The 24,689-nt window shown below is 58.9% G+C and carries 29 protein-coding genes; 18 read left to right on the top strand and 11 right to left on the bottom strand.

Features of this window, described 5'->3' with window-relative positions; translation table 11 throughout:
• Positions 1-162: 162 nt before the first annotated feature.
• From ureC to EI293_RS19315, 6 genes are all read right to left on the bottom strand, one after another.
• Complete coding sequence (gene ureC / locus EI293_RS19340; protein WP_125440198.1) at positions 163-1,878, bottom strand: urease subunit alpha; 1,716 nt, start codon at positions 1,876-1,878, stop codon at positions 163-165.
• 9 nt (positions 1,879-1,887) lie between these two features.
• Positions 1,888-2,295, bottom strand: a complete 408-nt coding sequence (locus EI293_RS19335) for a hypothetical protein (protein ID WP_125440197.1) — start codon at positions 2,293-2,295, stop codon at positions 1,888-1,890.
• A 60-nt stretch (positions 2,296-2,355) separates the two neighbouring features.
• Complete coding sequence (locus EI293_RS19330; protein ID WP_125440196.1) at positions 2,356-3,054, bottom strand: urease subunit beta; 699 nt, start codon at positions 3,052-3,054, stop codon at positions 2,356-2,358.
• Positions 3,055-3,227: 173 nt separating this feature from the next.
• Positions 3,228-3,827 carry a sulfite exporter TauE/SafE family protein gene (locus tag EI293_RS19325; protein WP_125440195.1) on the bottom strand — a complete coding sequence of 200 codons (600 nt, stop codon included), beginning with the start codon at positions 3,825-3,827 and terminating at the stop codon, positions 3,228-3,230.
• 143 nt (positions 3,828-3,970) lie between these two features.
• On the bottom strand, positions 3,971-5,353 hold the full coding sequence (locus EI293_RS19320) for an NAD(P)/FAD-dependent oxidoreductase (protein WP_125440194.1): 1,383 nt from the start codon (positions 5,351-5,353) through the stop codon (positions 3,971-3,973).
• Positions 5,354-5,642: 289 nt separating this feature from the next.
• Positions 5,643-6,293 (bottom strand): carboxypeptidase-like regulatory domain-containing protein, encoded by a 651-nt coding sequence (locus EI293_RS19315; protein ID WP_125440193.1) that lies wholly within the window; start codon positions 6,291-6,293, stop codon positions 5,643-5,645.
• Positions 6,294-6,451: 158 nt separating this feature from the next.
• On the opposite strand from EI293_RS19315, the gene EI293_RS19310 reads away from it, so the two are divergent.
• The 6 genes from EI293_RS19310 (at position 6,452) to pruA (ending at position 11,499) form a co-directional block, all read left to right on the top strand.
• On the top strand, positions 6,452-6,841 hold the full coding sequence (locus EI293_RS19310; protein ID WP_125440192.1) for an ArsR/SmtB family transcription factor: 390 nt from the start codon (positions 6,452-6,454) through the stop codon (positions 6,839-6,841).
• Positions 6,842-6,922: 81 nt separating this feature from the next.
• Positions 6,923-7,249 carry a (2Fe-2S) ferredoxin domain-containing protein gene (locus tag EI293_RS19305; protein ID WP_125440191.1) on the top strand — a complete coding sequence of 109 codons (327 nt, stop codon included), beginning with the start codon at positions 6,923-6,925 and terminating at the stop codon, positions 7,247-7,249.
• The gene (locus EI293_RS19300; RefSeq protein WP_125440190.1) at positions 7,242-7,937 is read left to right on the top strand and encodes a hypothetical protein; all 696 of its coding nucleotides are present in this window, start codon (positions 7,242-7,244) and stop codon (positions 7,935-7,937) included. Before EI293_RS19305 ends, EI293_RS19300 begins: the two co-directional genes overlap by 8 nt.
• 10 nt (positions 7,938-7,947) lie before the next feature.
• On the top strand, positions 7,948-8,643 hold the full coding sequence (locus tag EI293_RS19295) for a YjjG family noncanonical pyrimidine nucleotidase (RefSeq protein WP_125440189.1): 696 nt from the start codon (positions 7,948-7,950) through the stop codon (positions 8,641-8,643).
• Between the two features lie 102 nt (positions 8,644-8,745).
• Positions 8,746-9,294 (top strand): nucleoside/nucleotide kinase family protein, encoded by a 549-nt coding sequence (locus tag EI293_RS19290; RefSeq protein WP_125440188.1) that lies wholly within the window; start codon positions 8,746-8,748, stop codon positions 9,292-9,294.
• 540 nt (positions 9,295-9,834) lie between these two features.
• On the top strand, positions 9,835-11,499 hold the full coding sequence (pruA, locus tag EI293_RS19285; RefSeq protein WP_125440187.1) for an L-glutamate gamma-semialdehyde dehydrogenase: 1,665 nt from the start codon (positions 9,835-9,837) through the stop codon (positions 11,497-11,499).
• A gap of 62 nt (positions 11,500-11,561) precedes the next feature.
• Here pruA and EI293_RS19280 read toward each other — a convergent pair whose 3' ends face one another.
• Positions 11,562-12,104: a hypothetical protein gene (locus EI293_RS19280; RefSeq protein ID WP_125440186.1), complete on the bottom strand. Its 543-nt coding sequence runs from the start codon at positions 12,102-12,104 to the stop codon at positions 11,562-11,564.
• A 7-nt stretch (positions 12,105-12,111) separates the two neighbouring features.
• Positions 12,112-12,735 carry a Uma2 family endonuclease gene (locus tag EI293_RS19275; protein ID WP_125440185.1) on the bottom strand — a complete coding sequence of 208 codons (624 nt, stop codon included), beginning with the start codon at positions 12,733-12,735 and terminating at the stop codon, positions 12,112-12,114.
• A gap of 131 nt (positions 12,736-12,866) precedes the next feature.
• Here EI293_RS19275 and EI293_RS19270 point away from each other — a divergent pair, with 131 nt between their 5' ends.
• The 11 genes from EI293_RS19270 to EI293_RS19220 all read left to right on the top strand — a co-directional run bounded on the left by EI293_RS19270 (position 12,867) and on the right by EI293_RS19220 (position 22,212).
• The gene (locus tag EI293_RS19270) at positions 12,867-13,259 is read left to right on the top strand and encodes an NADH-quinone oxidoreductase subunit A (protein ID WP_044014256.1); all 393 of its coding nucleotides are present in this window, start codon (positions 12,867-12,869) and stop codon (positions 13,257-13,259) included.
• A gap of 82 nt (positions 13,260-13,341) precedes the next feature.
• A complete protein-coding gene (locus EI293_RS19265; RefSeq protein WP_044000931.1) occupies positions 13,342-13,896 on the top strand; it encodes an NADH-quinone oxidoreductase subunit B in 555 nt (184 codons plus the stop codon).
• A gap of 89 nt (positions 13,897-13,985) precedes the next feature.
• Positions 13,986-14,549 carry an NADH-quinone oxidoreductase subunit C gene (locus EI293_RS19260; protein ID WP_125440184.1) on the top strand — a complete coding sequence of 188 codons (564 nt, stop codon included), beginning with the start codon at positions 13,986-13,988 and terminating at the stop codon, positions 14,547-14,549.
• A 105-nt stretch (positions 14,550-14,654) separates the two neighbouring features.
• Positions 14,655-15,923, top strand: a complete 1,269-nt coding sequence (nuoD, locus tag EI293_RS19255; protein ID WP_125440183.1) for an NADH dehydrogenase (quinone) subunit D — start codon at positions 14,655-14,657, stop codon at positions 15,921-15,923.
• Positions 15,924-15,945: 22 nt separating this feature from the next.
• Entirely contained in the window at positions 15,946-16,515 is a 570-nt protein-coding gene (locus EI293_RS19250; protein WP_125440182.1) for an NADH-quinone oxidoreductase subunit NuoE family protein, read from the top strand.
• Positions 16,516-16,535: 20 nt separating this feature from the next.
• Entirely contained in the window at positions 16,536-17,876 is a 1,341-nt protein-coding gene (gene nuoF / locus EI293_RS19245) for an NADH-quinone oxidoreductase subunit NuoF (RefSeq protein WP_125440181.1), read from the top strand.
• A 143-nt stretch (positions 17,877-18,019) separates the two neighbouring features.
• Entirely contained in the window at positions 18,020-19,024 is a 1,005-nt protein-coding gene (locus tag EI293_RS19240; RefSeq protein WP_125440180.1) for a 2Fe-2S iron-sulfur cluster-binding protein, read from the top strand.
• Positions 19,025-19,113: 89 nt separating this feature from the next.
• Positions 19,114-20,193, top strand: coding sequence for an NADH-quinone oxidoreductase subunit NuoH (nuoH, locus tag EI293_RS19235; RefSeq protein WP_125440179.1), 1,080 nt, complete (start codon positions 19,114-19,116; stop codon positions 20,191-20,193).
• A 140-nt stretch (positions 20,194-20,333) separates the two neighbouring features.
• Complete coding sequence (locus EI293_RS19230) at positions 20,334-20,897, top strand: NuoI/complex I 23 kDa subunit family protein (protein WP_125440178.1); 564 nt, start codon at positions 20,334-20,336, stop codon at positions 20,895-20,897.
• A gap of 101 nt (positions 20,898-20,998) precedes the next feature.
• Positions 20,999-21,511: an NADH-quinone oxidoreductase subunit J family protein gene (locus tag EI293_RS19225; protein WP_125440177.1), complete on the top strand. Its 513-nt coding sequence runs from the start codon at positions 20,999-21,001 to the stop codon at positions 21,509-21,511.
• Positions 21,512-21,636: 125 nt separating this feature from the next.
• A complete protein-coding gene (locus EI293_RS19220; protein ID WP_170170447.1) occupies positions 21,637-22,212 on the top strand; it encodes a hypothetical protein in 576 nt (191 codons plus the stop codon).
• Between the two features lie 57 nt (positions 22,213-22,269).
• Here the strand turns inward: EI293_RS19220 and EI293_RS19215 are convergent, their stop codons facing one another.
• The 3 genes from EI293_RS19215 to EI293_RS19205 form a co-directional block, all read right to left on the bottom strand.
• Positions 22,270-22,635, bottom strand: a complete 366-nt coding sequence (locus EI293_RS19215) for a hypothetical protein (protein WP_125440175.1) — start codon at positions 22,633-22,635, stop codon at positions 22,270-22,272.
• A gap of 155 nt (positions 22,636-22,790) precedes the next feature.
• Positions 22,791-23,396 (bottom strand): RNA polymerase sigma factor, encoded by a 606-nt coding sequence (locus EI293_RS19210; protein ID WP_246010738.1) that lies wholly within the window; start codon positions 23,394-23,396, stop codon positions 22,791-22,793.
• Between the two features lie 212 nt (positions 23,397-23,608).
• The gene (locus EI293_RS19205; protein WP_044000921.1) at positions 23,609-24,070 is read right to left on the bottom strand and encodes a MaoC family dehydratase; all 462 of its coding nucleotides are present in this window, start codon (positions 24,068-24,070) and stop codon (positions 23,609-23,611) included.
• A gap of 246 nt (positions 24,071-24,316) precedes the next feature.
• Between EI293_RS19205 and nuoK the strand changes: the two genes are divergently transcribed.
• Positions 24,317-24,649 carry an NADH-quinone oxidoreductase subunit NuoK gene (nuoK, locus tag EI293_RS19200; RefSeq protein WP_125440261.1) on the top strand — a complete coding sequence of 111 codons (333 nt, stop codon included), beginning with the start codon at positions 24,317-24,319 and terminating at the stop codon, positions 24,647-24,649.
• Positions 24,650-24,689 lie beyond the last annotated feature (40 nt).

Genomic DNA, 24,689 nt, shown 5'->3' with positions numbered 1-24,689 from the left:
GCGCTAGGGGTTAGCAACTAGCTCCCCTCCTTGGAAAGGAGGGGTTGGGGGTGGTTGACGACATATGAACGATACTAGAACTAGAAGCTAGCGGGTCGTTCAACGAATCAACCACCCCTAACCCCTCCTTTCCAAGGAGGGGAACTAGCTCTAATTCTAACCCTAAAACAGGTTATACAGCTGCGCCAGCGGCAGCGTGTCCACAGGTTCGCAGGTGAGGTGGACGCCGTCGACGGTGACGCGGTAGGTTTCGGGGTCTACTTCGATGTTGGGCAGGTAGTCGTTGAGGGCCATGTCCTTTTTCTGCACCGTGCGGCAGCCCTGCACGGCCACCACCTGCTTCTTCAGGCCGTACGAAGTACGCACGTGCTCTACCGAGGCGCCCGAGACGAAGGCCAGCGAAGTCGGCCCAACGGCCCCGCCGAAAGCCCCGAACATGGGCCGCGAGAACGAGGGTTGGGGCGTGGGAATGGAGGCGTTTGCGTCGCCCATCTGGCTGCGCACGATGACGCCGCCTTTGATGACCATTTCGGGCCGGGAGCCGAAGAAAGCGGGTTTCCAGAGCACCAGGTCGGCCAGCTTGCCGATTTCGACGGAGCCGATGTGCGCCGCGAAGCCGTGGGCGCGGGCGGGGTTGATGGTGTACTTGGCCACGTAGCGCCGGGCCCGGAAGTTGTCACAGCCACGGGCGGCGTCTTCGGGGAGCAGGCCGCGCTGCTGGCGCATCTTGTGGGCCGTCTGCCAGGTGCGCGTGACTACTTCGCCGATGCGTCCCATGGCCTGCGAGTCGGAGCTGATGATGCTGAGCGCGCCCAAATCGTGGAGGATATCTTCGGCGGCAATGGTTTCGCCCCGGATGCGGCTTTCGGCGAAGGCCACGTCCTCGGGGATGTTGCGGTCGAGGTGGTGGCAGACCATGAGCATGTCGAGGTGCTCGTCGATGGTGTTTTTGGTGAAGGGCCGGGTGGGGTTCGTGGACGAGGGAATGACGTTCGGCTCGCCGCAGATTTTGATGATGTCGGGGGCGTGGCCGCCGCCCGCGCCTTCGGTGTGGTAGGCGTGAATGGTGCGGCCTTTGAACGCGCCCACCGAGTTTTCCACGAAGCCGCTTTCGTTGAGAGTATCGGTGTGGATGCACACCTGCACGTCGTACTCCTCGGCCACCTGCAGGCAGGTATCGATGGCGGCGGGCGTGGTGCCCCAGTCCTCGTGGAGCTTGAAGCCCAGGGCCCCGGCCTCCAGCTGCTCGCGCAGGCCCTCGGGGCGGGAGGTGTTGCCCTTGCCCAGGAAGCCGAAGTTGAGCGGAAACGCATCAGTGGCCTTCAGCATCATCTCGATGTAGAACGCACCCGGCGTGCAGGTAGTAGCGCTGGTGCCCGCCGACGGCCCCGTGCCGCCGCCCAGCATGGTGGTGAGCCCGGCGGCCAGGGCCTCATCAATCTGCTGGGGACAGATGAAGTGAATGTGGCAGTCGATGCCGCCGGCCGTGAGGATGAGCCCCTCCCCCGCTATGACTTCGGTGGTGACGCCCACCGTCATGCCCGGCGTCACGCCCGGCATAATGTGCGGGTTGCCGGCCTTGCCGATGCCCGCAATGCGCCCGTTCTTCACCCCGACATCGGCCTTGTAGATGCCGGTGTAGTCGAGCACGAGGGCATTGGTGATGAGCAAATCCAGGGCCTCGGCCGGCGGGATGCCGGCGGCCTGGCCCATGCCGTCGCGCAGCACCTTGCCGCCCCCGAACTTGCACTCCTCGCCATAGACGCAGAAGTCCTTTTCCACCTCAATCACGAGGTCGGTATCACCGAGCCGCACCCGGTCGCCGGTGGTAGGGCCGTACATATCGGCGTACGCGCGCCGTGAGATGGAAAGGGACATGGGATGATTTTATTTGATTACAACCTGCCAATTATTTTTGATCAATTCAGTTTTATCCATTGTGATTATTCTGTATTTTTTATGAGTTATTAAACTATCAATTGATTTGCATTGCTCCACATCTTCAAAGTCAAAAATCACAAGATTTAGCTTGCTATTTTTACTACTCTCCAGATAGTTCGGCCAGCCTTCTTTCCCCTCTTTCAACATTGTAGTGCTACTATCTGGTGCAAATGCTTGACGCAGATAAAATTCCCTTTGGTTCACACTAGGGTATTCAGGCACCGTATCTGTGTATGTTTCAGTTGCTATTTTTCGACCTGTCTTATTTATTATAGTCAATCGACTATCCCAGTATTCGCAAGAAACCAATATACTTGACAAAGCACAGATGAGTAAACAATTAACTAGTTTCATAAATTATACTCGTTGTGAAGTTGATTTTAAAACCCCTACAGTAATGCTTACTTATTTCACTCAATCCACCTTCCCATTAATCCGCGCATTGCCGCCGTACACGATTCTTTCCCCGGCCAGCGCCACTAGCGTCACGCTTTTCCGCTCGCCGGGCTCGAAGCGGACGGCCGTGCCGGCGGGGATGTGGAGGCGGAAGCCCCGGGCGGCGGCGCGGTCGAAGTCGAGGGCGGCGTTGGTTTCGAAGAACGGGTAGTGCGAGCCGACCTGGATGGGCCGGTCGCCGCGGTTGAGCACGTCGAGGGTCAGGGTTTCGCGGCCTGCGTTGAGGAGCAGGTCAGCGGCGGCCAGCTGGTACTCGCCGGGCGCGGGCGGGGTGGTTTCGGGCGGGGCGACGGCGGGGCGCGGGGCGCGCACGAGGCCGGAGCCGTAGAGGACCAGCTCGGCGGAACCGGTTTCGCGGCAGATGGGGTGATGCACGGTCACGAGCTTGGTGCCGTCGGGGAAGGTGCCTTCCACCTGCACCTCGGCCACCAGCGCGGCAACGCCCGGCAGCACGTCCTGCAGCCCCAGAATCTGCTTGCCCTTATCCATCAGCACCGCCACCGATTCACCGTCGCGGATAAACTCCAGCAGTTGGGTCGCCAGCAGGGCCACGGCCTCGGGGTAGTTGAGCAGCAAGCCCCGGGCGTAGCGCTTCTGGGCCACCACGCCGGCCTGGTGCAGCACCAGCTTATCAAGGTCTTTGGGGCTTAAATGCATGGAATTTCGTTCTTATGGTCGCCTCACCCCTAGCCCCTCTCCAAAAAGGAGAGGGGAACTAGTTGTAGTTTTAAATCTTAGACTGACAAGGTAACGCTAGAGCTAGGACTAGTCCCCCTCTCCTTTCCGGAGAGGGGCTAGGGGTGAGGCGAACGTAAGGCGCAGTAAAGTCATCATCGCAGATTCCCATAGATCATCCACCCGCCGTACCCGATGCTGAGCAAAGCCGAGACAATGACCAAGCCGGCGCGCAGGTTGCGGCTGAAGCGCATCCGTTGGGTGAAGGGCACGCTCATCAGGCCGGTGGCACCCAGCATGCCCACCACCGAGCCCAGCCCGAACAGCGCCAGGTAGGCCACACCCAGCCACGCGGAGCGCAGACTACCCATCAGCAGCAGCACCAGCGCCCCGCTGCCGGCCAGCCCGTGCACGAGGCCCACGGCGTAGGCCGTACCCCGGCGGTAGCGCGGGGGCGCAGTCTGGTAGTAGCTTTTATCAGTGAGGCGGCTCAGGCCCAGCACCAGCAGCAGCACGCCCACGGCGGCCTCGAAGTAGTTGGTGTGGGTGATGATGGAACGGCTCAGCAGCAGCGCGCCCCCGAACACCACCAGCGTGGTGGTGTGGCCCAGGCCCCAGAATAGCCCTTCGCGCACGGCGTCGCGGCGGTGGTCGTGGCGGGCCACCAGGGTGCTCACGGCAATGAGGTGGTCGGCCTCGAAGGCGTGTCCGGTGCCGGCCAGCAAAGCGAAGGAAAGCGGCAGGGCCTCTTGCATGAAAACAGGCGTATCAAGGGTTTGAGGGTGTTAATCTAAGTCGAACTCCGGATACTTAACACGCTTTTCTCCCATCACCCCTAAAAAAATAACCCTGCTACCAGAGCAGGGTTATCCGTTTTCAGTAAAACACCCTCCGGATGCTACCCACCCACTACCGGGGCGTTGGGGGCCGGCACGGAAGGGTTGTACTCGGGCGTGGCGGCGTTGTGGATGGCGGTGGCTAGGCCTTTATCGGACTTGAAATCGTTGCGCTTATAGGGGCGGATGATGAGGCGCAGGGCCTTGTCGGAGCTGAAGTAACTGATGGCCCAGCCTACCAGCGTGACCACTTTGTTACGGAAGCCCACCAGCGTCATCAAATGCACAAACAGCCAGGTCAGCCACCCGAAGAAGCCGCCGAAGTGCTTGTCGCCGGGCAGGTCTACCACGGCGCGGTTGCGGCCCACAATGGCCATGCTGCCCTTGTTGGTGTATTGGAACGGCTTGAGGGTTTCGCCGCGCAGCAGCCGCTTGAAGTTGTCGGCCAGCTGCTCGGCCTGCTGAATGGCGACAGGGGCCAGCATGGGGTAGCCGCGCGGCATTTCATCGGTGACCATGTTGGCCACGTCGCCGATGGCGTACACGTTTTGGAAGCCCAGCACGCGGTTCACCGTGTCCACGTTCACGCGCTTGTTGCGGGCCACGGCGGCTTCGGGCAGGCCCTCCAGGGCTGCGCCGTTCACCCCGGCCGCCCAGATCAGGTTTTCAGTCCGGATAAACTCGGTGTCGGAACAGTACAGCTTGCCGTCCTCGAAGTGCTTGGCCTGGGTGTTGAGGCGCACGTGGATGCCCATTTCCTCCAGGTAGCCCTTGGCCTGCACCTGCGAGTCCTTGCTCATCGGCCCCAGCACCTCCGCCCCCGATTCCACGAGGTAGATTTCCATCTGCTTGAGGTCGAGCTCGGGGTAGTCCTTGGGCAGCACGTCCTTGCGCATCTCGGCCAGCGAGCCGCAGATTTCCACGCCTGTAGGGCCGCCGCCCACCACCACCACGTTCATCAGAGCCTGGCGCTGGGCGGGGTCTTCGGTGAGAATAGCCTTCTCGAAGTTCTGAAACAGGTAGCTGCGCAGGTTCAGGGCGTTGGGCACACTCTTGATCTGCATGGCATTCTGCTCGATGCTGGTGAGCCCGAAGAAGTTGGTGAGCGAGCCGGTAGCAATGACCAGATGGTCGTAGCGGATGTCGCCGATGTTGGTGGTGAGCGTATTGGTGGCCGCATCGAGGTGCTGCACGTCGGCCATGCGGTAGAAGAAGTTCTGCTGGCCGGCGAAAATCTTGCGGATCGGGTAGGCGATGCTGTCGGCTTCCAGCGCGCCGGTGGCTACCTGGTAGAGCAGGGGCTGGAAGTTGTGGTAGTTGTTGCGGTCGATAACCACCACCTGCACCGGCGCGTCGGCCAGGTCTTTGGCCAGGCGCAGGCCGGCAAATCCACAGCCAATAATCACGATGCGGGGCTGCGAGGTACGCGGCAGATTGGTATCCATAGGGCGAAGTCGAAGGTCAAACAGTGGCTGTACTGAATATAGGGGGGAATGGTTGGAAGAGTGAATGGCTGAATGAGCGGATGGCTGGATGGTTAAACTGTCATTGCGAGCAGCGCGAAGCAATCCGTCCTTCACAGAGCGCCACACCCCGAAGAAGCAAAAAGCCCCTGACGTCCGTACTGGCGTCAGGGGCTTTTGAGTAGGTCAGGGATTCAGACTGTATGAAGAACGGATTGCTTCGCGCTGCTCGCAATGACAGTTTAACCATCTGTCCATTCAACCGTCCACCTCAATAATCCACGCCTTCCTTCTTCTTGAACTCACCGCTTTTCACTTGATTGATGAGTTGGAGCCAGCTAAAGGGGTTGAGCAGGGGGTTGTTGGTGGCGGGGGTGGCCCCGAGGCCCATGCGGCGCATCTGGTCGTTCTGCTGGGCCTGCATGGTTTGACGGTAATTGCCCATGCTGGTAACGGGCAGCGTGTTGAACATCCGGCGCATCACCTGCTCGTTGAGCTTATCGGCCGGCGTGCGGTCCTCCTCGGATGGCGGTTTCATGGCCAGAAAAGCTTCCTTAAACGCCTTTTCGGTAGCGTAGGGGAAGATGCGTACCTCCGGCAGCACCGTGGCATCCTCCTTCAGCTGCACAATCACGGAATAGCTCTGACGCGGGTAGTTTTCGGGGATGATAACGTACTGATTGCGGTAACCCAGGCTCCGAATCACGATACTATCACCGGCCAGCACGGGCAGCGAGAAGTAGCCATAGGGGTTGGAGGCCGTACCCCGGCCGGCCTTGGGCACGAAAATAGCCGCGCCCGGCACGCCCAGCAGCGAGTCGCCGGAGGCTACGATACCAGTAAACTGCACTACCCGGCGCTGACCCTGGGCCCGCGCACTGCCGGCCGTCAGCACCAGGGCCACCAGTAAGAAACCCAGCAAAGCGGGCAGAAAAGAAAGACGAATTCGGGCCACAACAGACATACAAGGCATTACGAGCAATAAAGATACGGCACTTTCGGGGGCCGCTGGCGGGTTTAGGCTAAATTCGGGCCCGGCTGACTTCGTTCAGCCCCTCCCCATTTTGCGTTTGCCTAAAGATGCGTCTCAAACACTTTACCGTTGCATTCGGCCAGCAACTATTCAAGGCCCTCGGCGACGATTCGCGGGTGCGCATCCTGCATTTGCTCTGGCGCAATCAGGAAATGTGCATTTCCGACCTGGAACAGGTACTTGATTTCAGCCAGACCAAAACCTCCCGGCAATTAGCGTACCTCAAAAATGCGGGGCTGATAAATTTTCGCCGCCTCGATAACTGGGTGTTCTACTTCATCAAGGACGAAGCCCTGGACTTCCTGCAGCAGCTGCTCGGCTACATGGAACGCGACCCGCAGCTGCAACACGACCAGAAGATTTACCAAACGCTCTGGTCGAACCGGGAGCTGGCCGCGTATAAGCTGCAAAACCGCCGCTGGACCGGGAATCACTGATGGGCGCATATTTCTTTACGTTGTTTACGCTGATTTTTCACCGGGACGTTCGGTAGTTCTCTTTTTGTATGCTTGTTGCCTGTGAAATCTGTTGCGCCCGTTACCCGCCTGTTTGTTTGCACTGCCCAGAAAGATGAAGTGGGCAAAGACGTCGTGAAAGCCCTGAAATCCGAGCTTAAGAAGCAGGGCCTGAAAAAGCTGCTGACCGGCGGCGAAAAGCGCAAAGTGCGGGTGCAAACCTGCAACTGCCTCGACCTGTGTAAGCAGTGCAAGAAAGGCCCCGGCGCCGCCCTCATTGTCTACCCCGAAGGCACCACCTACGGCAACGTCCGCCCCAAAGACGCCGCCGACATCGTGCACGAACACTTGGGCGAAGGCCGGGTTGTAGAACGGCTGCGGCTTGATTGATATGCACTACTCAGCAGGCTATTATCTGATCATTCCTAAACACGAGTGGAGCACAGTTAACGGCCACCGCTTTCGGGCCCGCACCTGGTCAGTGAGCACATACATCAGTCACGTTTACCCAGGAATTTGGGGCTTCGACTGGAAGTACAGCAGACGTCAGTTGCCTAAAAATTTCACCCCCACTGACCAAGAGCTGACAGCCTTGCATGCCTGGATCGGAGAGGCATTTGCGCAGGGACAGTACGCGTGGCCTGGCTTCTTCCCTACCCGCGAAAAAGCCGTAGAATTTAAAAGCAGATTTCTGCAAGCACTTCCACAGGTAGAGCTGTTAGGTATTTTTCTACATGAATCTCACTGCTCAACTGCTAATGCGGAAGTCGAGCCACATACTGGCCCTGACTGGCCGAATCTGGCGACACTCCTACAACAGTGGGTTCCCGAGCCTGAAGCCGGTCTGACAATTGGCTTTGACTTATTGGGCCTTTTGGATTACGGTGGCTACGAGCCGTTTTCCTATCACGTATTAGAACAGGAATATCAGGAGGCATTTGGTGTAGTGCTGAATGAGTACGGATTGTTTACTACTGTTTCAGACTGCCAACGGGTAGCTGCCCATACCGACACCATTGCCGACGAGCCAGCCGTTTGGCTGCCATTCAAAACCAAGCTTTTCGGTCCAGAATTTTGAACAACACTATATGAAAAACTACCGTCACCTGTTCTTCGACCTCGACCATACGCTGTGGGACTTTGAAACCAACGCCGATGAAACCCTGCGCCACCTGTTCGCGGAGCACAACATCAGCCGGCACGGGGTGTCGGTAGAGAAGTTTATCAAGGAGTATTCCGATATCAACCACGGCCTGTGGCGGCTGTACCAGGGCGGAAAGATCAATCAGCAGCAGCTGCGTGCCACCCGTTTCCCGCGCACTTTCGCGCAGTTGGGGCTGCGGGAGGAGGATTCGCCGGCGGGCATCTCGGAACAGTTCACCGACATTCTGCCCCACAAAAAAGCCGTGTTTCCCTACACCTACGAGGTGCTCGACTACCTGCGCGACAAGGGCTACCGCCTACACCTCATCACCAACGGCTTCCGCGACATCCAGTACATCAAGCTCGATGCGTCCCGGCTCACAAAGTATTTCGAGGAAATCGTAACTTCCGAGTGCTGCGGGCACCTCAAGCCCGATACCCGCATTTTCGAGCACGCGCTGGAGCGCACCGGCGCCACCGCCCCGGAAAGCCTCATGATTGGCGACAACCTGGAGTGCGACGTGCTGGGCGCCTACAACGCAGGTCTCGACCAAGTGTACTTCAACCCCGCCAAGCGCCGCCACTTCAACCAGATTACCTACGAAATCAGCTGTCTGAGCGAGCTGAAGGAGATTCTGTAACCGCCTGTCATTCCGACACAGGAGGAATCTGAGTGGGCTTGCTTCAATACCTCAACTGAGATTCCTTCTGCGTCGGAATGACAAGTAGCTACCTTTGCCCCAATGACACGACTAATCGGTTTCTCGGGCCGCCGGGGCAGCGGCAAAGACACCATTGCCCGCCTGATTCAGCGGATGCAGCCCGACAGCAAATGGCACATTCGCTCCGTCGGGGAGCCTATTAAGGCCGTATGCGCGGCCCTGGCCGGCGAGGGCACCGCCCCATACTTCTCGCAGCAGGGCAAAACCGAGAAACTGCCCGCCTTCGGCCGCACCCGGGGCGAGATGCTCCAGCAGGTGGGCCTGGCTCTCCGCCTCTGGGAGCCTGATATCTGGGTGCAGGCGTTTTTCTCGCAGCTGCCCACCAACCAGCACACCCTCATTCCGGACGTGCGCTTCCCCAACGAGGCAGACCTCATTCGCAGCAGCGGCGGCCTGATGGTGCGCGTGGAAGGCGACCCGCTCCACCAGCGCGGCGACGGCACCCGCGACGACGACCACCCCAGCGAAACTGCCCTCGACCACTACCCCCACTTCGACCTCACCCTCCACAATACCGGCTCCGTCCAGGACTTGGAGTGGCAGGTGCGGGCGCTGCTGCAGCGGTTGTAGTTCAATACTGCACGAATGGCACAAAAAAAGGCATTAACCATCTGGTTTAAGGCTTGGATTCTCCTGCCCTTATCGGCCGTTGGGTTATTGATATTTGGTTGGCAGGTAGCACAGCGGTGGAAGGTTTTGCACGGCACGCAGGCCACAGCTATTGTGAGCACCCAACTCGGCAAGGAGGGCTCTGGCAGCAGTGGAGTATATCATGCAATGGTACGGTACCAGCAAAGCCAACAAGGTGCACGATATGCTCAGTTAGAAACTAATCAGTTTACACATACAGAACTCATCCCAGGAACTATAGTACAAGTTAGCTACGCTGAAAATGCGCCTCAAAACGTTCTTTTAACTTCAGAATGAAGCTTTAGCGGTAAGCTATTGCTGTTTTCTATAGTTTGCGTGATGGTCTTTGCTGATGGAATATCAGCTCACCGGCAGTGGCGTCGAGAGCATTGCATTAGATAGCCCGCCAAGTAACAACCGCGCTTTCCTCTCTACCTTTGCCCTTCCCCACCACCCATCACCCCAAACCAGCACTTCCTTATGGCCAACGGTTTTTTCAACGTCCCGACCCCGATTAACGAGCCCGTAAAAGGCTACGCGCCCAACTCGCCCGAGCGGGTGGAGCTGCTCAAGACCCTCAAGGAGCTCAAGCAGCAGCAGCGCGACATTCCGATGCACATCGGCGGCCAGGAAATCCGCACCGGCAAGAAGCAGAATATCACCCCGCCCCACGACCACCAGTACGTGCTGGGCCAGTTCCACGAAGGCGACGCCTCGCACGTAGCGCAGGCTATTGACGCCGCCCTGGCCGCCCGCCCGCTGTGGGCCGAAATGCCCTGGGAGCACCGCGCCGCCATCTTCCTGAAAGCCGCCGACCTGCTGGCCGGCCCCTACCGGGCACGCATCAACGCGGCCACTATGCTGGGCCAGAGCAAGAACTGCTTCCAGGCGGAAATCGACGCCGCCTGCGAGCTGATCGACTTCTTCCGGTTCAACGTGCATTTCATGCAGCAGATCTACCAGCAGCAGCCCGAAAGCCTGCCCGGTATGTGGAACCGCCTGGAGCACCGCCCGCTGGAAGGCTTCGTGTTTGCCCTCACGCCCTTCAACTTCACGTCCATTGCCGCCAACCTGCCCGCCTCGGTGGCCATGATGGGCAACGTGGTGGTGTGGAAGCCCGCCAACACCCAGATCTACTCGGCCCAGGTGCTGATGGAGCTGTTCAAGGAAGCCGGCGTGCCCGACGGCGTCATCAACCTGGTGTACGTGGACGGCCCCACCGCCGGCAACGTGATTTTCAAGCACCGCGACTTTGCCGGCATCCACTTCACCGGCTCCACCGGCGTGTTCCAGCACATCTGGAAGACCATCGGCGAGAATATCAGCAACTACAAGAGCTACCCGCGCATCGTGGGCGAAACCGGCGGCAAGGACTTTATCCTGGCCCACCCGTCGGCGCACGCCAAGGCCGTGGCCGTGGGCATGAGCCGGGGCGCGTTTGAGTACCAGGGCCAGAAGTGCTCGGCCGCCTCGCGCGTGTACCTGCCCTCCAACCTCGCCGACGAAATTCTGGGCTACGTGAAAGAAGACCTGGCCTCGTTCCGGATGGGCGACGTGGAGGACTTCTCCAACTTCATCAACGCCGTTATCGACGAGAAATCCTTCGATAAGCTGGCCAAGTACATCGACGGTGCCAAGGCCGACCCGAACGCCGAAATCGTGGCCGGCGGCGGCTACGACAAGTCGAAGGGCTACTTCATCGAGCCTACCGTCATCGTGACCAAGGACCCGAAGTACGTGACCATGTGCGAGGAGCTGTTCGGCCCCGTGCTCACCGTGCACATCTACGACGCCGACAAGTTCGACGAGGTGCTGGAGCTGGTGGACACCACCTCACCCTACGCCCTCACCGGCGCCATCTTCTCGCAGGACCGCTACGCCATCGACCACGCCTCGAAGAAGCTGGTGCACGCCGCCGGCAACTTCTATATCAACGACAAGCCCACCGGCGCGGTAGTTGGCCAGCAGCCCTTCGGCGGGGCCCGCGCCTCCGGCACCAACGACAAGGCCGGCTCCATGCTGAACCTGCTCCGCTGGGTGTCGCCGCGCGCCATCAAGGAAACCTTTGTACCCGTCACGGATTACCGCTACCCCTTCCTGGGCTCGGCTCCGGCCGAGGATCTGAACCGGGACAAGGGGCTGTAGGCCGCTGTTCGGTTTTGATAAAAGAGAAGGCCGCTCCGGGATTCCGGGGCGGCCTTTTTATTTCATACACGTTGATAAATGACAGAGACATTGACACCCAACTTCTGCTGAAACCTGCTTAAAAAATCTTCGGTCAAGTCAGGCCAGTTCCAGAATTTGAAGCCCAAGTCACTAAAGCCCCACTGCGGCGTAAACCAAAACTGATGGATGCTATTCGTAGTGTCGCAGACTGGACAAACTACCTCATTTAGGTTGCCCTCATACCAGTTCTCAAGAAAACCCAAGTCCTCTTCTGCCAGATTTTGTTGACAGGCCGGACAGTATATTTCTTCTATTCCATTACCACCAGTATCGAAGATGTGTCTTTCAGTGATAATCTTAAGTCCAATTACATCCAAACTAAAAATATGTCTATTGGCCGACTCAATTACTTTCTTAGCACCACCCGATATTGCGTACCCCCCATCAAATCCTAAAACACAGGATGTAAGCGTAGGCTTAACTATATCATCTTCAACCAGCCAGTTTAGCACTTCCTTTGCCTTCGCCACTCTATTAGGGTAACTGGATACCTGTGGTACAATTGCAATGCTATGGTCGCTCATTAGGCTGTTATTTTATTGTTTCGCGAATATCCGGAAACTGCAGCTGCAACAGCGGCACTGCCACCTCATCATAAATTTCCCGCAACATCAGCTGCAAACCAGTATCAGCAATATCCAACACATCATCCGGTTTCATAAACGCCTCGTAACGCCACTCTCCGGCCGCCGTGCGCCAGTAGGATTCCACAAACTGCTGCGTCTGCGAAACGAGGACATACTGCTGAAGTGATTCGAGGCGACGGTAGTGGACGCACTTCCACGTCCGGTCCCGCTCCGCCCATAGTGGGTCCAGCACTTCAACTATAACCTTCGGGCACTGCACTACATATTCCAGACCTGAGCATGGCACGAAGTCCCGAATTACCACATCGGGGTAAGTGTAATAGCCGCCGGGAATGACTTCAAGCAGCATCCCATTGCTGAACACATCAAGGCCAACCTGCTTGCGGCGAGCAAATAGGGGCAATGAGCAGTTCTGCACCAGCAGGTTGTGCCGCAGCGTATCAGCCGGAAAAGGCCAGACCTGCCCGTCGTAGAATTCGTGCCGGTCTTCGGCTTGCTGTTCCAGCGCCAGGAACTCGGCTACCGAATACAGTTGCCCAGGCACGAATGGCTCGTAGAATGGTTTCATCGATTGAATCTAGCGGATAGGCTGCATATACGCCTTTCCCCTACCCTCCTATTTCACCTTTGTTCCCAACCGGCTAGGTCCTACCTTTGCCTCCCATGCCGTTTCTACGCGGCGTTTATTTGTCGCAGCCTATGCTTCTCGCCGTTCCGACCCAATATCAGCCCCAGGATTTCCTGCCCATCGTGGTGCAGTTTGTGCTGGCCGTGGCCTTCGTGGCCTTCGCCATGATTACGTCCCATTTGCTGGGCCCGCGCCGCAAGAGCGTGGTGAAGGATGAAGCCTTCGAGTGCGGCATCGAGTCGGTGGGCAACGCCCGCACCCCGATTTCGGTGAAATACTTCCTCACGGCCATCCTGTTCGTGCTCTTCGATGTGGAAGTTATCTTCATGTACCCCTGGGCCGTGAACTTCCGCCAACTGGGCACCACCGGCTTCTACCAGATGCTGGTGTTCCTGGCTCTGCTAATGGCCGGCTTCGCCTACGTCATCAAAAAAGGCGTTCTGCGCTGGAACGAAGCCCGTTAAGACGGCGCAGCGGCAACCTTTGGCCCCGGCCGGATGTTGCCTTTCTGAAGCGTAGCCGCTTCTGTTAACCTGACTTGCTCCCATGGATACTCGAGTTCCTGAAATCAAAACGGTAGACGCGCCCGACGGCCTCGAAGGCGCCGGCTTCTTCGCTACTTCCCTGGAAAAAGTGGTGGGCATTGCCCGCGCCAACTCGCTCTGGCCTTTGCCTTTTGCTACCTCCTGCTGCGGCATCGAGTTCATGGCCACCATGGGCTCCCGCTACGACATCTCCCGCTTCGGCTCGGAGCGTCCCAGCTTCTCGCCACGGCAGGCCGATTTGCTGATGGTGATGGGCACCATCGCCAAGAAGATGGCCCCCATCGTGAAGCAGGTGTACGAGCAGATGGCCGAGCCCCGCTGGGTGCTGGCTATGGGTGCCTGCGCCTCCTCGGGCGGCATTTTCGATACATACTCCGTGCTCCAGGGCATCGACCGGATCATTCCGGTGGACGTGTACGTGCCCGGCTGCCCGCCCCGCCCCGAGCAGGTGCTCGACGGCCTGATGCGCATCCAGGACCTGGCCAAAAACGAATCCTTCCGCCGCCGCAACTCGCCCGAGTATCAGGCCCTACTGGCGTCGTACAACATTAAGTAAGTAGTGAGTATTGGGTATTGAGTAGCTAGACTTTTAACCGTCGGCAGCTCAATACTCAATACCAGATACTCAATACTAAGTACTCAGAAATGGCTGACCAGAACGAATCCATCCCGGCGCAGGAACAGGCCGCCGCCCAGGACCCGGCCGCGCAGAAAAACGCGCAGCTGCTGGCCCTGCTGCACCGCCTCTTTGGGGCCGATGCCTTCACCGACGTGGAGGAGCCCTACGGCCTGCTAACGGCTACCACCACCCGGGAGCAGATTCACGGCATCATCGAAGGGTTGCAGAAGGATGAGGAGATTCAACTCCATTTCCTGACCACCATGTGCGGCATGCACTGGCCCGAAAAAAAGGACCAGGAGCTGGGCATCGTGTATCACCTGCATAGCCTGACGCAAAACATCCGGCTGCGCCTGAAGATCTTCTTCCCGATTGCCGACCCGGTTGCCCCGACTCTCACGGACCTCTACTCTTGCGCCAACTGGATGGAGCGCGAGGCCTTCGACTTCTACGGCATCATCTTCCCCGGCCACCCCAACCTCATGCGCATCCTCAACGTGGAGGACATGGACTACCACCCCATGCGCAAGGAGTACGCCCTGGAAGACGGCACCCGCGAAGACAAAACCGACCTGTTCTTTGGACGATAATTCTTAGAACTTAGAAATGAGAGCTTAGAACGTAGACTGTTCTTGTTTTCAGACCTCTTTCTCCAACTTCTAAGCTCTAAGTTCTAGGCCCTAAGCTCTGAAAAAATGGCAGTAAACGACACGCTGGAAAGCACCCATAAGATCATCGAGTCGGCGCGGGAGCAGCAGCCCAACCTGAATCCGCTGGCCCCCACGGTCAACGACTTCAACCAGGAGCTCACCACCCTGAACCTGGGCCCCACGCACCCCGCTACCCACGGCATCTTCCAGAATATTCTGCAGATGGACGGGGAGCGGATCATTTCCGGCGTGCCCACCATCGGCTACATCCACCGGGCCTTCGAGAAGATTGCCGAGCGCCGGCCCTTCTACCAGATTACCACCCTCACCGACCGGATGAACTACTGTTCGTCGCCCATCAACAACTTTGGGTGGCACATGACGGTGGAGAAGCTGCTCGGCGTGGAGGTGCCCAAGCGCGCCCAGTACATCCGGGTGATTATGATGGAGCTGGCCCGCATCACCGACCACCTGATCTGCAACGGCATTTTGGGCGTGGACACGGGCGCTTTCACCGGCTTCCTCTACCTGATGGATGAGCGGGAAAAGGTGTACGAGATTTACGAAGAATTGTGCGGCGCCCGCCTGACCACCAACATGGGCCGCGTTGGTGGCATGGAGCGCGACCTTTCCGACGTAGCTATTGCCAAGCTGCGGGCCTGGCTGAAAAGCTTCCCGGCCGTGATGCGCGAGTTCGAGGCCATGTTCAACCGCAACCGCATCTTCATGGACCGGATTGTGGACGTGGGGGCTATTTCGGCCGAGCGCGCCCTCAACTACGGCTTCACCGGCCCCAACCTGCGCGCCGCCGGCGTCGACTACGACGTGCGGGTGATGAACCCCTACTCCAGCTACCAGGATTTCGACTTCGAAATTCCGGTGGGCACCAAGGGCGACACCTACGACCGGTTCATGGTGCGCAACGAGGAAATCTGGCAGAGCCTGCGCATTATCAACCAAGCACTGGAAAACCTGCCCCAGGGCCCCTACCACGCCGATGCGCCGCACTTCTACCTGCCGCCCAAGCAGGCCGTGTACCAGAACATGGAGGCCCTCATTTATCACTTCAAAATTGTGATGGGCGAGATTGACGCTCCCGTGGGCGAGGTCTACCACTCGGTGGAAGGCGGCAACGGCGAGCTGGGTTTCTACCTCGTGTCCGACGGCGGCCGTACGCCCTACCGCCTGCACTTCCGCCGGCCCTGCTTCATCTACTACCAGGCCTACACCGAAATGGTGGTGGGCCAGACCCTCTCCGACGCCATCGTGACGCTGTCGTCGATGAATGTAATTGCCGGGGAGCTCGACGCGTAGTTTTTTGCTGAATACAACTGATATGGAATCGACTGCTACCAAGCCGCAATTCTCTGAAGCCGCCCAGGCTGAAATTGCGCGCATCTGCAAGCAATACCCGGAGGAGCGCCGCAAATCGGCCATGCTGCCGGTGCTGCACATTGCCCAGGCCGAATTTGGCGGCTGGGTAAGCCCCGAAGTGCAGGATCTGGTGGCCGAAGTACTGGGCGTGAAGCCCATTGAGGTGTACGAGGTGTCGTCGTTCTACACCATGTTCAACCTCAAGCCCGTCGGCAAGCACGTGCTGGAAATCTGCCGCACGGGCCCCTGCATGCTGCGCGGCTCCGACGAGCTGACGGCCCAGCTGGAGCGCATCACCGGCGCCAAAGTAGGCGGCCCGGCCTCCGAAGACGGCCTATTCACGCTCAAGGAAGTGGAGTGCTTGGCCGCCTGCGGCTTCGCCCCCATCGTGCAGGTACGCGAGCAGTACTACGAGCAGCTTGATACCCCGGAAGCCGTGGACGCCATGCTCTCGGAGCTGCGCAACCAGGTGCACCGCCCTGCCCTGCCCTGGGAAGAAACCGGCCTGCCAAACGCAGTGGCCAACAACTAACGTCTTTCAGCTCTGAACCTATGGGACGCAAACTGCTGACCGAACATATTAACGTTGAAGGCATCGACACCCTGGAGGTGTACCGCAAGCACGGCGGTTACCGCTCGGTGGAGAAGGCCCTGAAAACGATGACGCCTGATGAGGTGGTGGAAGAAGTGAAGAAGTCGGGCCTACGGGGCCGCGGCGGCGCAGGCTTCCCCACGGGTATGAAATGGAGCTTCCTGGCCAAGCCGGAGGGTGTGCCGCGCTACCTCGTCTGCAACGCCGACGAATCGGAGCCGGGCACCTTCAAGGACCGCCAGCTGATGTCGAAGCTGCCCCACTTGCTTATCGAGGGCATGATTACGGGCTCGTACGCGCTGGGTGCCAACACCTCGTACATCTACATCCGCGGGGAGTTGTTGTACGTGCTGCGCATCTTGGAAAAAGCCATTGCGGAAGCCTACGCGGCCGGTTTCCTGGGCAAGAACATCCTGGGCTCGGGCTACGACCTGGACCTGTTCGTGCATCCCGGCGGCGGCGCCTACATCTGCGGCGAAGAAACCGCCCTGCTGGAATCGTTGGAAGGCAAGCGCGGCAACCCGCGCAACAAGCCGCCATTTCCGGCTGTGCAGGGCCTCTACGCCCGCCCCACGGTGGTCAACAACGTGGAATCCATTGCCGCCGTGCCGGTGATTGTGAACGAGGGCGGCGACGAATACGCCAAAATCGGGGTGGGTCGGAGCACCGGCACCAAGCTGATTTCGGCCTGCGGCCACCTCAACAAGCCCGGCATCTACGAAATCGAGTTGGGTTTGCCCGTCGAGGAATTCATCTACTCCGATGAGTACTGCGGCGGCATCTGGAAAGGCCGCGAGCTGAAGGCCGTAGTAGCCGGCGGCTCGTCGGTGCCGATTCTGCCCAAGGAGCTGATTCTGAAAACTGCCGCCGGCGAAAACCGCCTGATGACTTACGAGTCGCTCAGCGACGGGGGCTTCGTGACGGGTACTATGCTGGGCTCCGGTGGCTTCATTGCCATGGACGAGACAACCTGCATCGTGCGCAACACCTGGAACTTCAGCCGCTTCTACCACCACGAGTCGTGCGGGCAATGCTCGCCCTGCCGCGAGGGTACGGGCTGGATGGAGAAAGTGCTGCACCGCCTCGAGCACGGCCACGGCCACATGGAGGACATCGACCTGCTGGTAAGCGTGGCCAAGCAAATCGAGGGCAACACCATTTGCCCCCTCGGTGAAGCCGCCGCCTGGCCCGTAGCCGCCGCCGTGCGCCACTTCCGCCACGAGTTTGAGTGGCACGTGACCCACGCCAAGGAAGCCGCCCAACCCGGCGCGGTGTACCGGGCAAACGGTGTGCTGGTGTAACTGAACGTCGTGCCTCATCTGGCGTCCGCTTGCCGAAGCATCTCTACCGCTTCGTTGAGTTATTTGAATTACCACTGCGGTAGAGATGCTTCGACTTCGCTGCGCTACGCTCAGCATGACGACCTAAAGACGAAATAACTTCAATGGCTAAAATTACTTTCGACGGCATCGAGGTGGAAGTTCCGGACGGAACCACCATCCTGAATGCGGCCCGCCAGATTGGCGGCAGCATCGTGCCCCCGGCCATGTGCTACTACACCCCGCTGAAAGGCTCGGGCGGCAAGTGCCGCGCCTGCCTCGTTCGCGTGGCGGCCGGCTCGGCCAAGGACCCGCGCCCTATGCCCAAACTGGTAGCCTCGTGCGTGACGCCAGTGCAGGATGGGATGATTGTAGAAAACACTACCAACCCGCAGGTGCTGGACGTGCGCAAGGGCATCGTGGAGATGCTGCTCATCAACCACCCCTTGGATTGCCCCGTGTGCGACCAGGCCGGCGAGTGTGATCTGCAGAACTTCGCCTTTGAGCATGGCGTGAGCACCACCCGCTACCAGGAAGAGCGCCGCACCTTCGAGAAAATCGACATTGGCCCGCTGATTCAGCTGCACATGACGCGGTGCATTCTGTGCTACCGCTGCGTGTACACCGCCGACCAGATTGTGAAAGGCGACCGGAACCACGGCGTACTGGGCCGCGGCGACGCCGCCGAAATCGGCACTTACATCGAGAACATCATCGACGACGACTTCTCCGGCAACGTCATCGACGTGTGCCCGGTAGGCGCCCTCACCGACAAGACGTTCCGCTTCAAGTCGCGGGTGTGGTTCACCAAGCCCGTGAATGCCCACCGCGACTGCCCCAAGTGCTCCGGCAACGTGGTGCTCTGGTACAAGGGCAACGACGTGCTCCGGACCACGGCCCGCAAGGACCAGTACGGCGAGGTGAAGGAGTGGATCTGCAACGAGTGCCGCTTCGAGAAGAAGGAGACTTCAGACTGGACCATCGAAGGCCCGGCCCATATCGACCGTTCTTCGGTCATCTCGGCCAACCACTACGAGCTGCCGGTTCTCAACCAATCCGTAGTCGCCGACTTGCCCGCCAGCACCCAGCGCGAACTGGAAAAGAACCCACCGTTGAAATTAGGTAACTAGTTGTTGGCGGTTAGTTGTCGGTTGTCGGTCTTGAATAAAGAAGGCAGCCTGCACTAACAACTGACAACCAACAACTGACAACTACCCCAATGATTGAACTACCCGCACTAGGCTGGCAATCCATCGTCATCTTCGTCGTATTCGCGCTTTCGCTGCTGATTGCGACGTATTGCACCTACGCGGAACGCGTAATTGCCGCATTCCTGCAGGACCGTGTGGGCCCCGACCGCGCCGGCCCCTACGGCCTGGCGCAGCCGCTGGCCGATGCCGTGAAGATGTTCACGAAGGAAGAATTCTTCCCCGGCGGTGCCAACAAGGCCCTGTTCGTGTTCGGTCCCTGTCTGGCCATGATTACGGCCCTAATGTCGTCGGCGGTTATTCCGTTCGGCAACATCATGAACTTCGGCAACAACCTGTTCTTCCTGCAAGGCATTGAGGTGAACATCGGCATGCTGTGGGTGTTCGGCGTGGTGTCGCTGGGCGTGTACGGCGTGATGATTGGCGGTTGGGCTTCCAACAACAAGTTCTCATTGCTAGGCGCCATCCGCGCGGCGTCGCAGAACATCAGCTACGAACTGGCCATGGGCATGGCTCTGATTGCCGTGCTGATGATTTCGGGCACGCTGAGCCTGCGCGAAATCACGCTGCAGCAGTCGGCTCCCGGCGAGTGGTACATGTGGAACATCGTGAAACAGCCGCTGGGCTTCCTCATCTTCCTGGTGTGCGCCTTCGCGGAAACCAACCGTACGCCCTTCGACTTGCCCGAGTGCGAAACTGAGCTGGTGGGCGGCTACCACACCGAATATTCGTCGATGAAGCTGGGCTTGTACCTGTTCTCGGAGTACGTGAACATCTTCGTGGTGTCGGCCGTGATGAGCGTGCTGTACTTCGGCGGCTTCAACTTCCCCTTCCAGTACGAGCTGCGCGACTGGTTCGTGAGCAGCCAGGGCTGGGAGCTGGCTTCGGCTCAGAACCTGATTACGCTGCTGGGCACCGTGGGCCTGTTCCTGAAGATCTTCGCCTTCATCTTCTTCTTCATGTGGATCCGCTGGACCCTGCCGCGCTTCCGCTACGACCAGCTGATGCGCCTGGGCTGGACCATCCTCATCCCGCTGGCCGTCTTCAACATCGTCCTCACCGGTGGCCTCATCCTGGCCGGCGTGATTTAAGTACCTTTCAATACCCCTTGTCATGCTGAGCTTGCCGAAGCATCTCTACTGCTTCGTCGCCAAAGTAATCTGATTACTACTGCGGTAGAGATGCTTCGGCAAGCTCAGCATGACAATCGACAGTTTTCGAAACTGATTATATGCAACTCACCAACCGAGCCAAGGTATTAGAAAAGAAGCCGATGACGTTGGCCGAGCGGGCGTACCTGCCGGCCATCTTCCAGGGCCTGAGCATCACGATGCGCCACTTCTTCATGAAGAAGGCCACCGTGCGCTACCCCGAGGAAGTGCGGCCCTTCTCCAACACGTTCCGCGGCCTGCACGTGCTCAAGCGCGACGAGCAGGGCCGGGAGCGGTGCACGGCCTGCGGCCTCTGCGCCGTAGCCTGCCCCGCCGAAGCCATTACGATGGTGGCCGGCGAGCGGAAAAAGGGCGAGGAAGGCCTTTACCGCGAGGAGAAGTACGCCATCAGCTACGAAATCAACATGCTGCGGTGCATCTTCTGCGGCCTCTGCGAGGAAGCCTGCCCTAAAGCCGCCGTTTACCTCCAGCCCGACAAGATGGCCCCGCCGCGCTACGAGCGGGACGAGTTCATCTACGGCAAGGACCGCCTGGTGGAGCCCGTGTCGCCGGACGAGCGTTCCGTGCGCGGCATCCAGCTCACCTCGGACCAGGCCACCACGCTGCGGGCCCGCATTGGCTAGTTGTCAGTTGCTGGTTGTCAGTTGTTAGGGCTCCTGCTCTGCATAAATGATAACCACTTTTCAAACTGATAACTGACAACCAACAACTGACAACTCACTCCATGTCTCCCATCTTCCTCTTTCTGACTTTCGTGGCGCTGCTGAGCGCACTGGGTGTGGTGTTCGCCAAAAACCCGGTGCACAGCGTGCTGTTCCTGATTCTGACGTTCTTCTCGCTGTCGGGGCATTACCTGCTGCTGAACGCGCAGTTTCTGGCGGCCGTGAACATCATCGTGTACGCCGGGGCCATCATGGTGCTGTTCCTGTTCGTGATTATGTTCCTGAACCTGAACGTGGACACCGAGCCGCACAAGCCGGCCCTGGCCAAAATTGCCGCAGCCGTAGCTGGTGGCTCCCTTCTGCTCATCCTCGTGGCCGCCCTGAAAGACGTAACGCCCACCGGCGTACCGGCCGGCACCGTGTTCAACTCCCAAATCGGCATGGTGGACCAGCTGGGCATGAAGCTCTACACCGATTATCTGCTGCCCTTCGAGCTGGCCTCCGTGCTGTTCCTGGTAGCCATGGTGGGGGCCGTAATGCTCGGCAAGCGCGAAGTAGGCGAGCGGAATTTCTAGCCTTATCTGCTGGCTTCAGTGGAAACCAAGCGCGGCGGCTGATGCATCAGCCGCCGCGCTTTTTTATGGTAGCATAGGAGGTATTAGGCTGCACCTGTTAGATTGAGCCTGCTATAACAACCGCTATGAAGCTCCCGGCTCGCCAACCATTCATTTATACCGTGCTTATTTCCACTGCCACCGTTCTGGCAGTATGGTTTCTGGGGCTGCGGCAGGATTGGAGTTTGTTTAAAGACTCCCTCATTTCTCTTACCATTCTGTCGGCGGCTTTCTCGTCTTTCCTCACCGTAAGCTTGTTTCAGGGTGTTTGGATGCACGACAACTTCGGCAAGTTGATAGACCACATCAAGCGCGTACCCTTCCCGGACGATTTCCCGGAACTAAGCACCGGCGACTTGGATCTGAGTTTTGACGCTGATGAAGGCTGCGGAGCGCTCATACTGGGAATTCTGGCGTGGCTGGTGGTCGCTGTACTCGCGGTGGCGTTGCTATGGGTATTCGCCGCCGTTGCCTGGGCGGTGTTTTTGGTGCTCGCTGCCGTTCTGTATTGGGTTTTCTTCAGGGCCCTACGTTTCGCGTTGCGGCATGGGCGCGAGTGCCGAGGTAAGCTTGGACTGAGCGTGCGTTATGCTCTTACCTACACCGTCGTGTACACTTCTTGGCTATACGCTATTTTGCTAGCAGCACACTACCTGAAATAAACAGCGGCACCTGATTCCTCAGGTGCCGCTGTTTATTTCTACTAAACTCGAACCCGCCTACTCCGCTTCCGCGCTGCGGCGGCGCATCCAAGCGGGGCCGGTGCAGGCGCCCTCCATTTTCTGGCGGAATTTCTCCTTTTCCTCGGGCGTGAGGCATTCCAGGCGGGTTTCCATCTGCTGTTTCCACTGGCGGCGCTTGCGGGCCCAGCCGGCGCGGTGGCCACGGCCGCCCCAGCCCCCGAACAGGATACGGGAGAGCACCAGCAGCCCCAGCGCCTGCCAGATGCTGATGAGGGGCAGGTTGAACAGGTCAGGCAGCAGCCAGTTCCAGAGGCGCATGGTCACGTAGCCGGCCACGGCCAGAAACAACGTAATCAGCAGTAGTATTTTGAGGCCGTGTAACAGGCGGAAGGAGCGGTTCATGGGAAGTGGGTGTTAAAAGAGCGTGTCATGCTGAGCATGTGGCGCATCAAGCCAGTGTGCGCAGCCGTAATCGAAGCATCTCGCGTGCTGATGTAGGAATAGCGTTGCAGCGTCAGCACGCGAGATGCGTCGACAAGCTCAGCATGACGTACTGGTTAGTCCGTAAATAGCTCAGTATATAGCGTGCGGAGGCGTTTGCGCAGGTGCTGTACGGCATAATGCTTGCGCGAAATCAGGGTTTTGAGCGGGACGCCAGTTTCCTCTTCCATTTCGCGGAAGGTTTTGTCTTCCAGCTCGTGCCAGATGAACACCTGCCGCTGGGCGGCCGGCAGCTCGGCCAGGGCGTCGCTGAGTGCTTCCATGAGAGTTTCGCGGAGCAGCCGGTTTTCGGGCGCGTCGTCGGTGGCGGGCAGAATGTCGGCCAGCAGTAGGGAGTTTTCGTCGCCGTCGGCGGCAAAGGCGGCCATTTCGTTTTCCAGCGAGACGGGCTTTTTGCGGCGGTAGAGGTCGGTGATTTTGTTGCGGGCCACCCGAAACAGCCAGGCGGCGGCCTGCTCCACGGGCTTCATCAGCCGGTAGCTTTCCACGAGCTCGGCGAATACGTCCTGAAGCACGTCTTCGGCCTCGGCCTCGTTGGGGATGCGGCGGCGGATAAACGCCAACAGACGCTTCCGTTGGGTGCGCACGGCTTCCTGTATCTGCAGGTCCTGGTGGCCGGCCGTCATGCGTGCAGCGTCGAGTGGTAAAGCTAAAGGTTCCATTCTGCTGACACAGACGTGGAACACTGGAAGATACTTTATCGGGGAGCAGAAATTTTATTCAGAGTCATTGAAACGGTCATTCCGAGCGAAGGCGGAGCCGCAGCCGAGGAATCTCGCGTGCTGACGTTGTAATACGATTGATTACTACGCTGGCGAGATTCCTCGGCTGCGGCTCCGCCTTCGTTCGGAATGACCGTTCTACGAAATCCCTCCTACAAAAAGTGGTACAGGAACGTAATAACGCCGGTGTACGCGGGCTTCTTCTGGCCTTCGATTTCCATCGTCACGCCGATGTTGGCTTTGGCTATGCCGCGCAAATCTTTTACGGCCAGCAGCTTGGCATGCAGGCGCACCGGCGTATTCACCAGCACGGCCTGGTTGAAGCGAAACTCGCTGATTTCGTAGTTCACCTGCATCTTCAGGTTTTCCACCTGCACGAGCTGGTTCCAGAAATAGGGCAGCAACGACAGCGTGAGGTAGCCATGGGCAATAGTGCCCCCAAACGGCGACTCGGCGGCGGCGCGCTCAGGGTCGGTGTGGATCCACTGAAAATCCAGGGTGGCGGCGGCGAACTGGTTGATTTGCTCCTGGGTGATGGTGTGCCAGGGCGTGATGCCGAGGTCCTGGCCCTCGTACTGTTGCAGCTCAGCTAAGCTGCCAATGGTAATACTCATGAGGCAATAAGTTGCGGTGGCGGAAGTGCTAAAGTACGGTTTGGCTACGGGAGCGGCTATACCTACTGCGAAAAAGGTCCGGCTGGGGTTCCGCTGGCGTGTTCACCAGCGAATCTTCGCCTTGAAAACGCCCGAATCAGGCCAATTTAAAGGGTGGCGTTTTCCGATTTTCAGGATACCTTTGCCAGCTAATTGCCCCGCCGTGCCCCGGCCGATGGGGCTTCGTTCCGCCGCCAACGCTACCGCATGGACCAGAACATACCGCAGGTTATCCAAACGGTTCCTCTTCAGTACTACGTTTTCTTCGCTGCCACCTTGTTTTCCATCGGGGTGCTGGGCGTACTCACGCGGCGCAACGCCATCATCATTTTCATGTGCGTGGAGCTGATGCTGAACGCCGTGAACGTGCTGCTGACCGCCTTCTCGGCCTACCGCGCCGACCCCAACGGGCAGGTATTCGTGTTCTTCATCATGGCCGTGGCCGCCGCCGAAGTGGCGGTCGGGCTGGCTATCATCGTGATGATCTACCGCAACCTGCAGAACACCGACGTTAATCTGCTCAACCGCCTGAAGTTCTAACGAGTGCCTCACCCCCTAGCCCCCTCTCCGGGGGGAGAGG

Source organism: Hymenobacter perfusus, assembly GCF_003944765.1.
Taxonomy (GTDB): Bacteria; Bacteroidota; Bacteroidia; order Cytophagales; family Hymenobacteraceae; genus Hymenobacter; species Hymenobacter perfusus.
Note: the sequence above shows the minus strand (reverse complement) of the source record. Positions and strands in the feature narration are given on the sequence as shown.

What these genes read in the sequence shown, in the direction of transcription:
- ureC (WP_125440198.1), bottom strand. Translation starts at nt 1,878, where the DNA reads ATGTCCCTTTCCATCTCACGGCGCGCGTACGCCGATATGTACGGCCCT.
- nuoK (WP_125440261.1), top strand. Translation starts at nt 24,317, where the DNA reads ATGGACCAGAACATACCGCAGGTTATCCAAACGGTTCCTCTTCAGTAC.
- EI293_RS19205 (WP_044000921.1), bottom strand. Translation starts at nt 24,070, where the DNA reads ATGAGTATTACCATTGGCAGCTTAGCTGAGCTGCAACAGTACGAGGGC.
- EI293_RS19220 (WP_170170447.1), top strand. Translation starts at nt 21,637, where the DNA reads ATGAAGCTCCCGGCTCGCCAACCATTCATTTATACCGTGCTTATTTCC.
- nuoD (WP_125440183.1), top strand. Translation starts at nt 14,655, where the DNA reads ATGGCAGTAAACGACACGCTGGAAAGCACCCATAAGATCATCGAGTCG.
- EI293_RS19225 (WP_125440177.1), top strand. Translation starts at nt 20,999, where the DNA reads ATGTCTCCCATCTTCCTCTTTCTGACTTTCGTGGCGCTGCTGAGCGCA.
- EI293_RS19330 (WP_125440196.1), bottom strand. Translation starts at nt 3,054, where the DNA reads ATGCATTTAAGCCCCAAAGACCTTGATAAGCTGGTGCTGCACCAGGCC.
- EI293_RS19230 (WP_125440178.1), top strand. Translation starts at nt 20,334, where the DNA reads ATGCAACTCACCAACCGAGCCAAGGTATTAGAAAAGAAGCCGATGACG.
- EI293_RS19310 (WP_125440192.1), top strand. Translation starts at nt 6,452, where the DNA reads ATGCGTCTCAAACACTTTACCGTTGCATTCGGCCAGCAACTATTCAAG.
- EI293_RS19275 (WP_125440185.1), bottom strand. Translation starts at nt 12,735, where the DNA reads ATGAAACCATTCTACGAGCCATTCGTGCCTGGGCAACTGTATTCGGTA.
- EI293_RS19325 (WP_125440195.1), bottom strand. Translation starts at nt 3,827, where the DNA reads ATGCAAGAGGCCCTGCCGCTTTCCTTCGCTTTGCTGGCCGGCACCGGA.
- EI293_RS19250 (WP_125440182.1), top strand. Translation starts at nt 15,946, where the DNA reads ATGGAATCGACTGCTACCAAGCCGCAATTCTCTGAAGCCGCCCAGGCT.
- EI293_RS19265 (WP_044000931.1), top strand. Translation starts at nt 13,342, where the DNA reads ATGGATACTCGAGTTCCTGAAATCAAAACGGTAGACGCGCCCGACGGC.
- EI293_RS19295 (WP_125440189.1), top strand. Translation starts at nt 7,948, where the DNA reads ATGAAAAACTACCGTCACCTGTTCTTCGACCTCGACCATACGCTGTGG.
- EI293_RS19210 (WP_246010738.1), bottom strand. Translation starts at nt 23,396, where the DNA reads ATGGAACCTTTAGCTTTACCACTCGACGCTGCACGCATGACGGCCGGC.
- EI293_RS19320 (WP_125440194.1), bottom strand. Translation starts at nt 5,353, where the DNA reads ATGGATACCAATCTGCCGCGTACCTCGCAGCCCCGCATCGTGATTATT.
- EI293_RS19215 (WP_125440175.1), bottom strand. Translation starts at nt 22,635, where the DNA reads ATGAACCGCTCCTTCCGCCTGTTACACGGCCTCAAAATACTACTGCTG.
- nuoF (WP_125440181.1), top strand. Translation starts at nt 16,536, where the DNA reads ATGGGACGCAAACTGCTGACCGAACATATTAACGTTGAAGGCATCGAC.
- EI293_RS19260 (WP_125440184.1), top strand. Translation starts at nt 13,986, where the DNA reads ATGGCTGACCAGAACGAATCCATCCCGGCGCAGGAACAGGCCGCCGCC.
- EI293_RS19280 (WP_125440186.1), bottom strand. Translation starts at nt 12,104, where the DNA reads ATGAGCGACCATAGCATTGCAATTGTACCACAGGTATCCAGTTACCCT.
- nuoH (WP_125440179.1), top strand. Translation starts at nt 19,114, where the DNA reads ATGATTGAACTACCCGCACTAGGCTGGCAATCCATCGTCATCTTCGTC.
- EI293_RS19240 (WP_125440180.1), top strand. Translation starts at nt 18,020, where the DNA reads ATGGCTAAAATTACTTTCGACGGCATCGAGGTGGAAGTTCCGGACGGA.
- EI293_RS19335 (WP_125440197.1), bottom strand. Translation starts at nt 2,295, where the DNA reads ATGAAACTAGTTAATTGTTTACTCATCTGTGCTTTGTCAAGTATATTG.
- EI293_RS19270 (WP_044014256.1), top strand. Translation starts at nt 12,867, where the DNA reads ATGCTTCTCGCCGTTCCGACCCAATATCAGCCCCAGGATTTCCTGCCC.
- EI293_RS19290 (WP_125440188.1), top strand. Translation starts at nt 8,746, where the DNA reads ATGACACGACTAATCGGTTTCTCGGGCCGCCGGGGCAGCGGCAAAGAC.
- pruA (WP_125440187.1), top strand. Translation starts at nt 9,835, where the DNA reads ATGGCCAACGGTTTTTTCAACGTCCCGACCCCGATTAACGAGCCCGTA.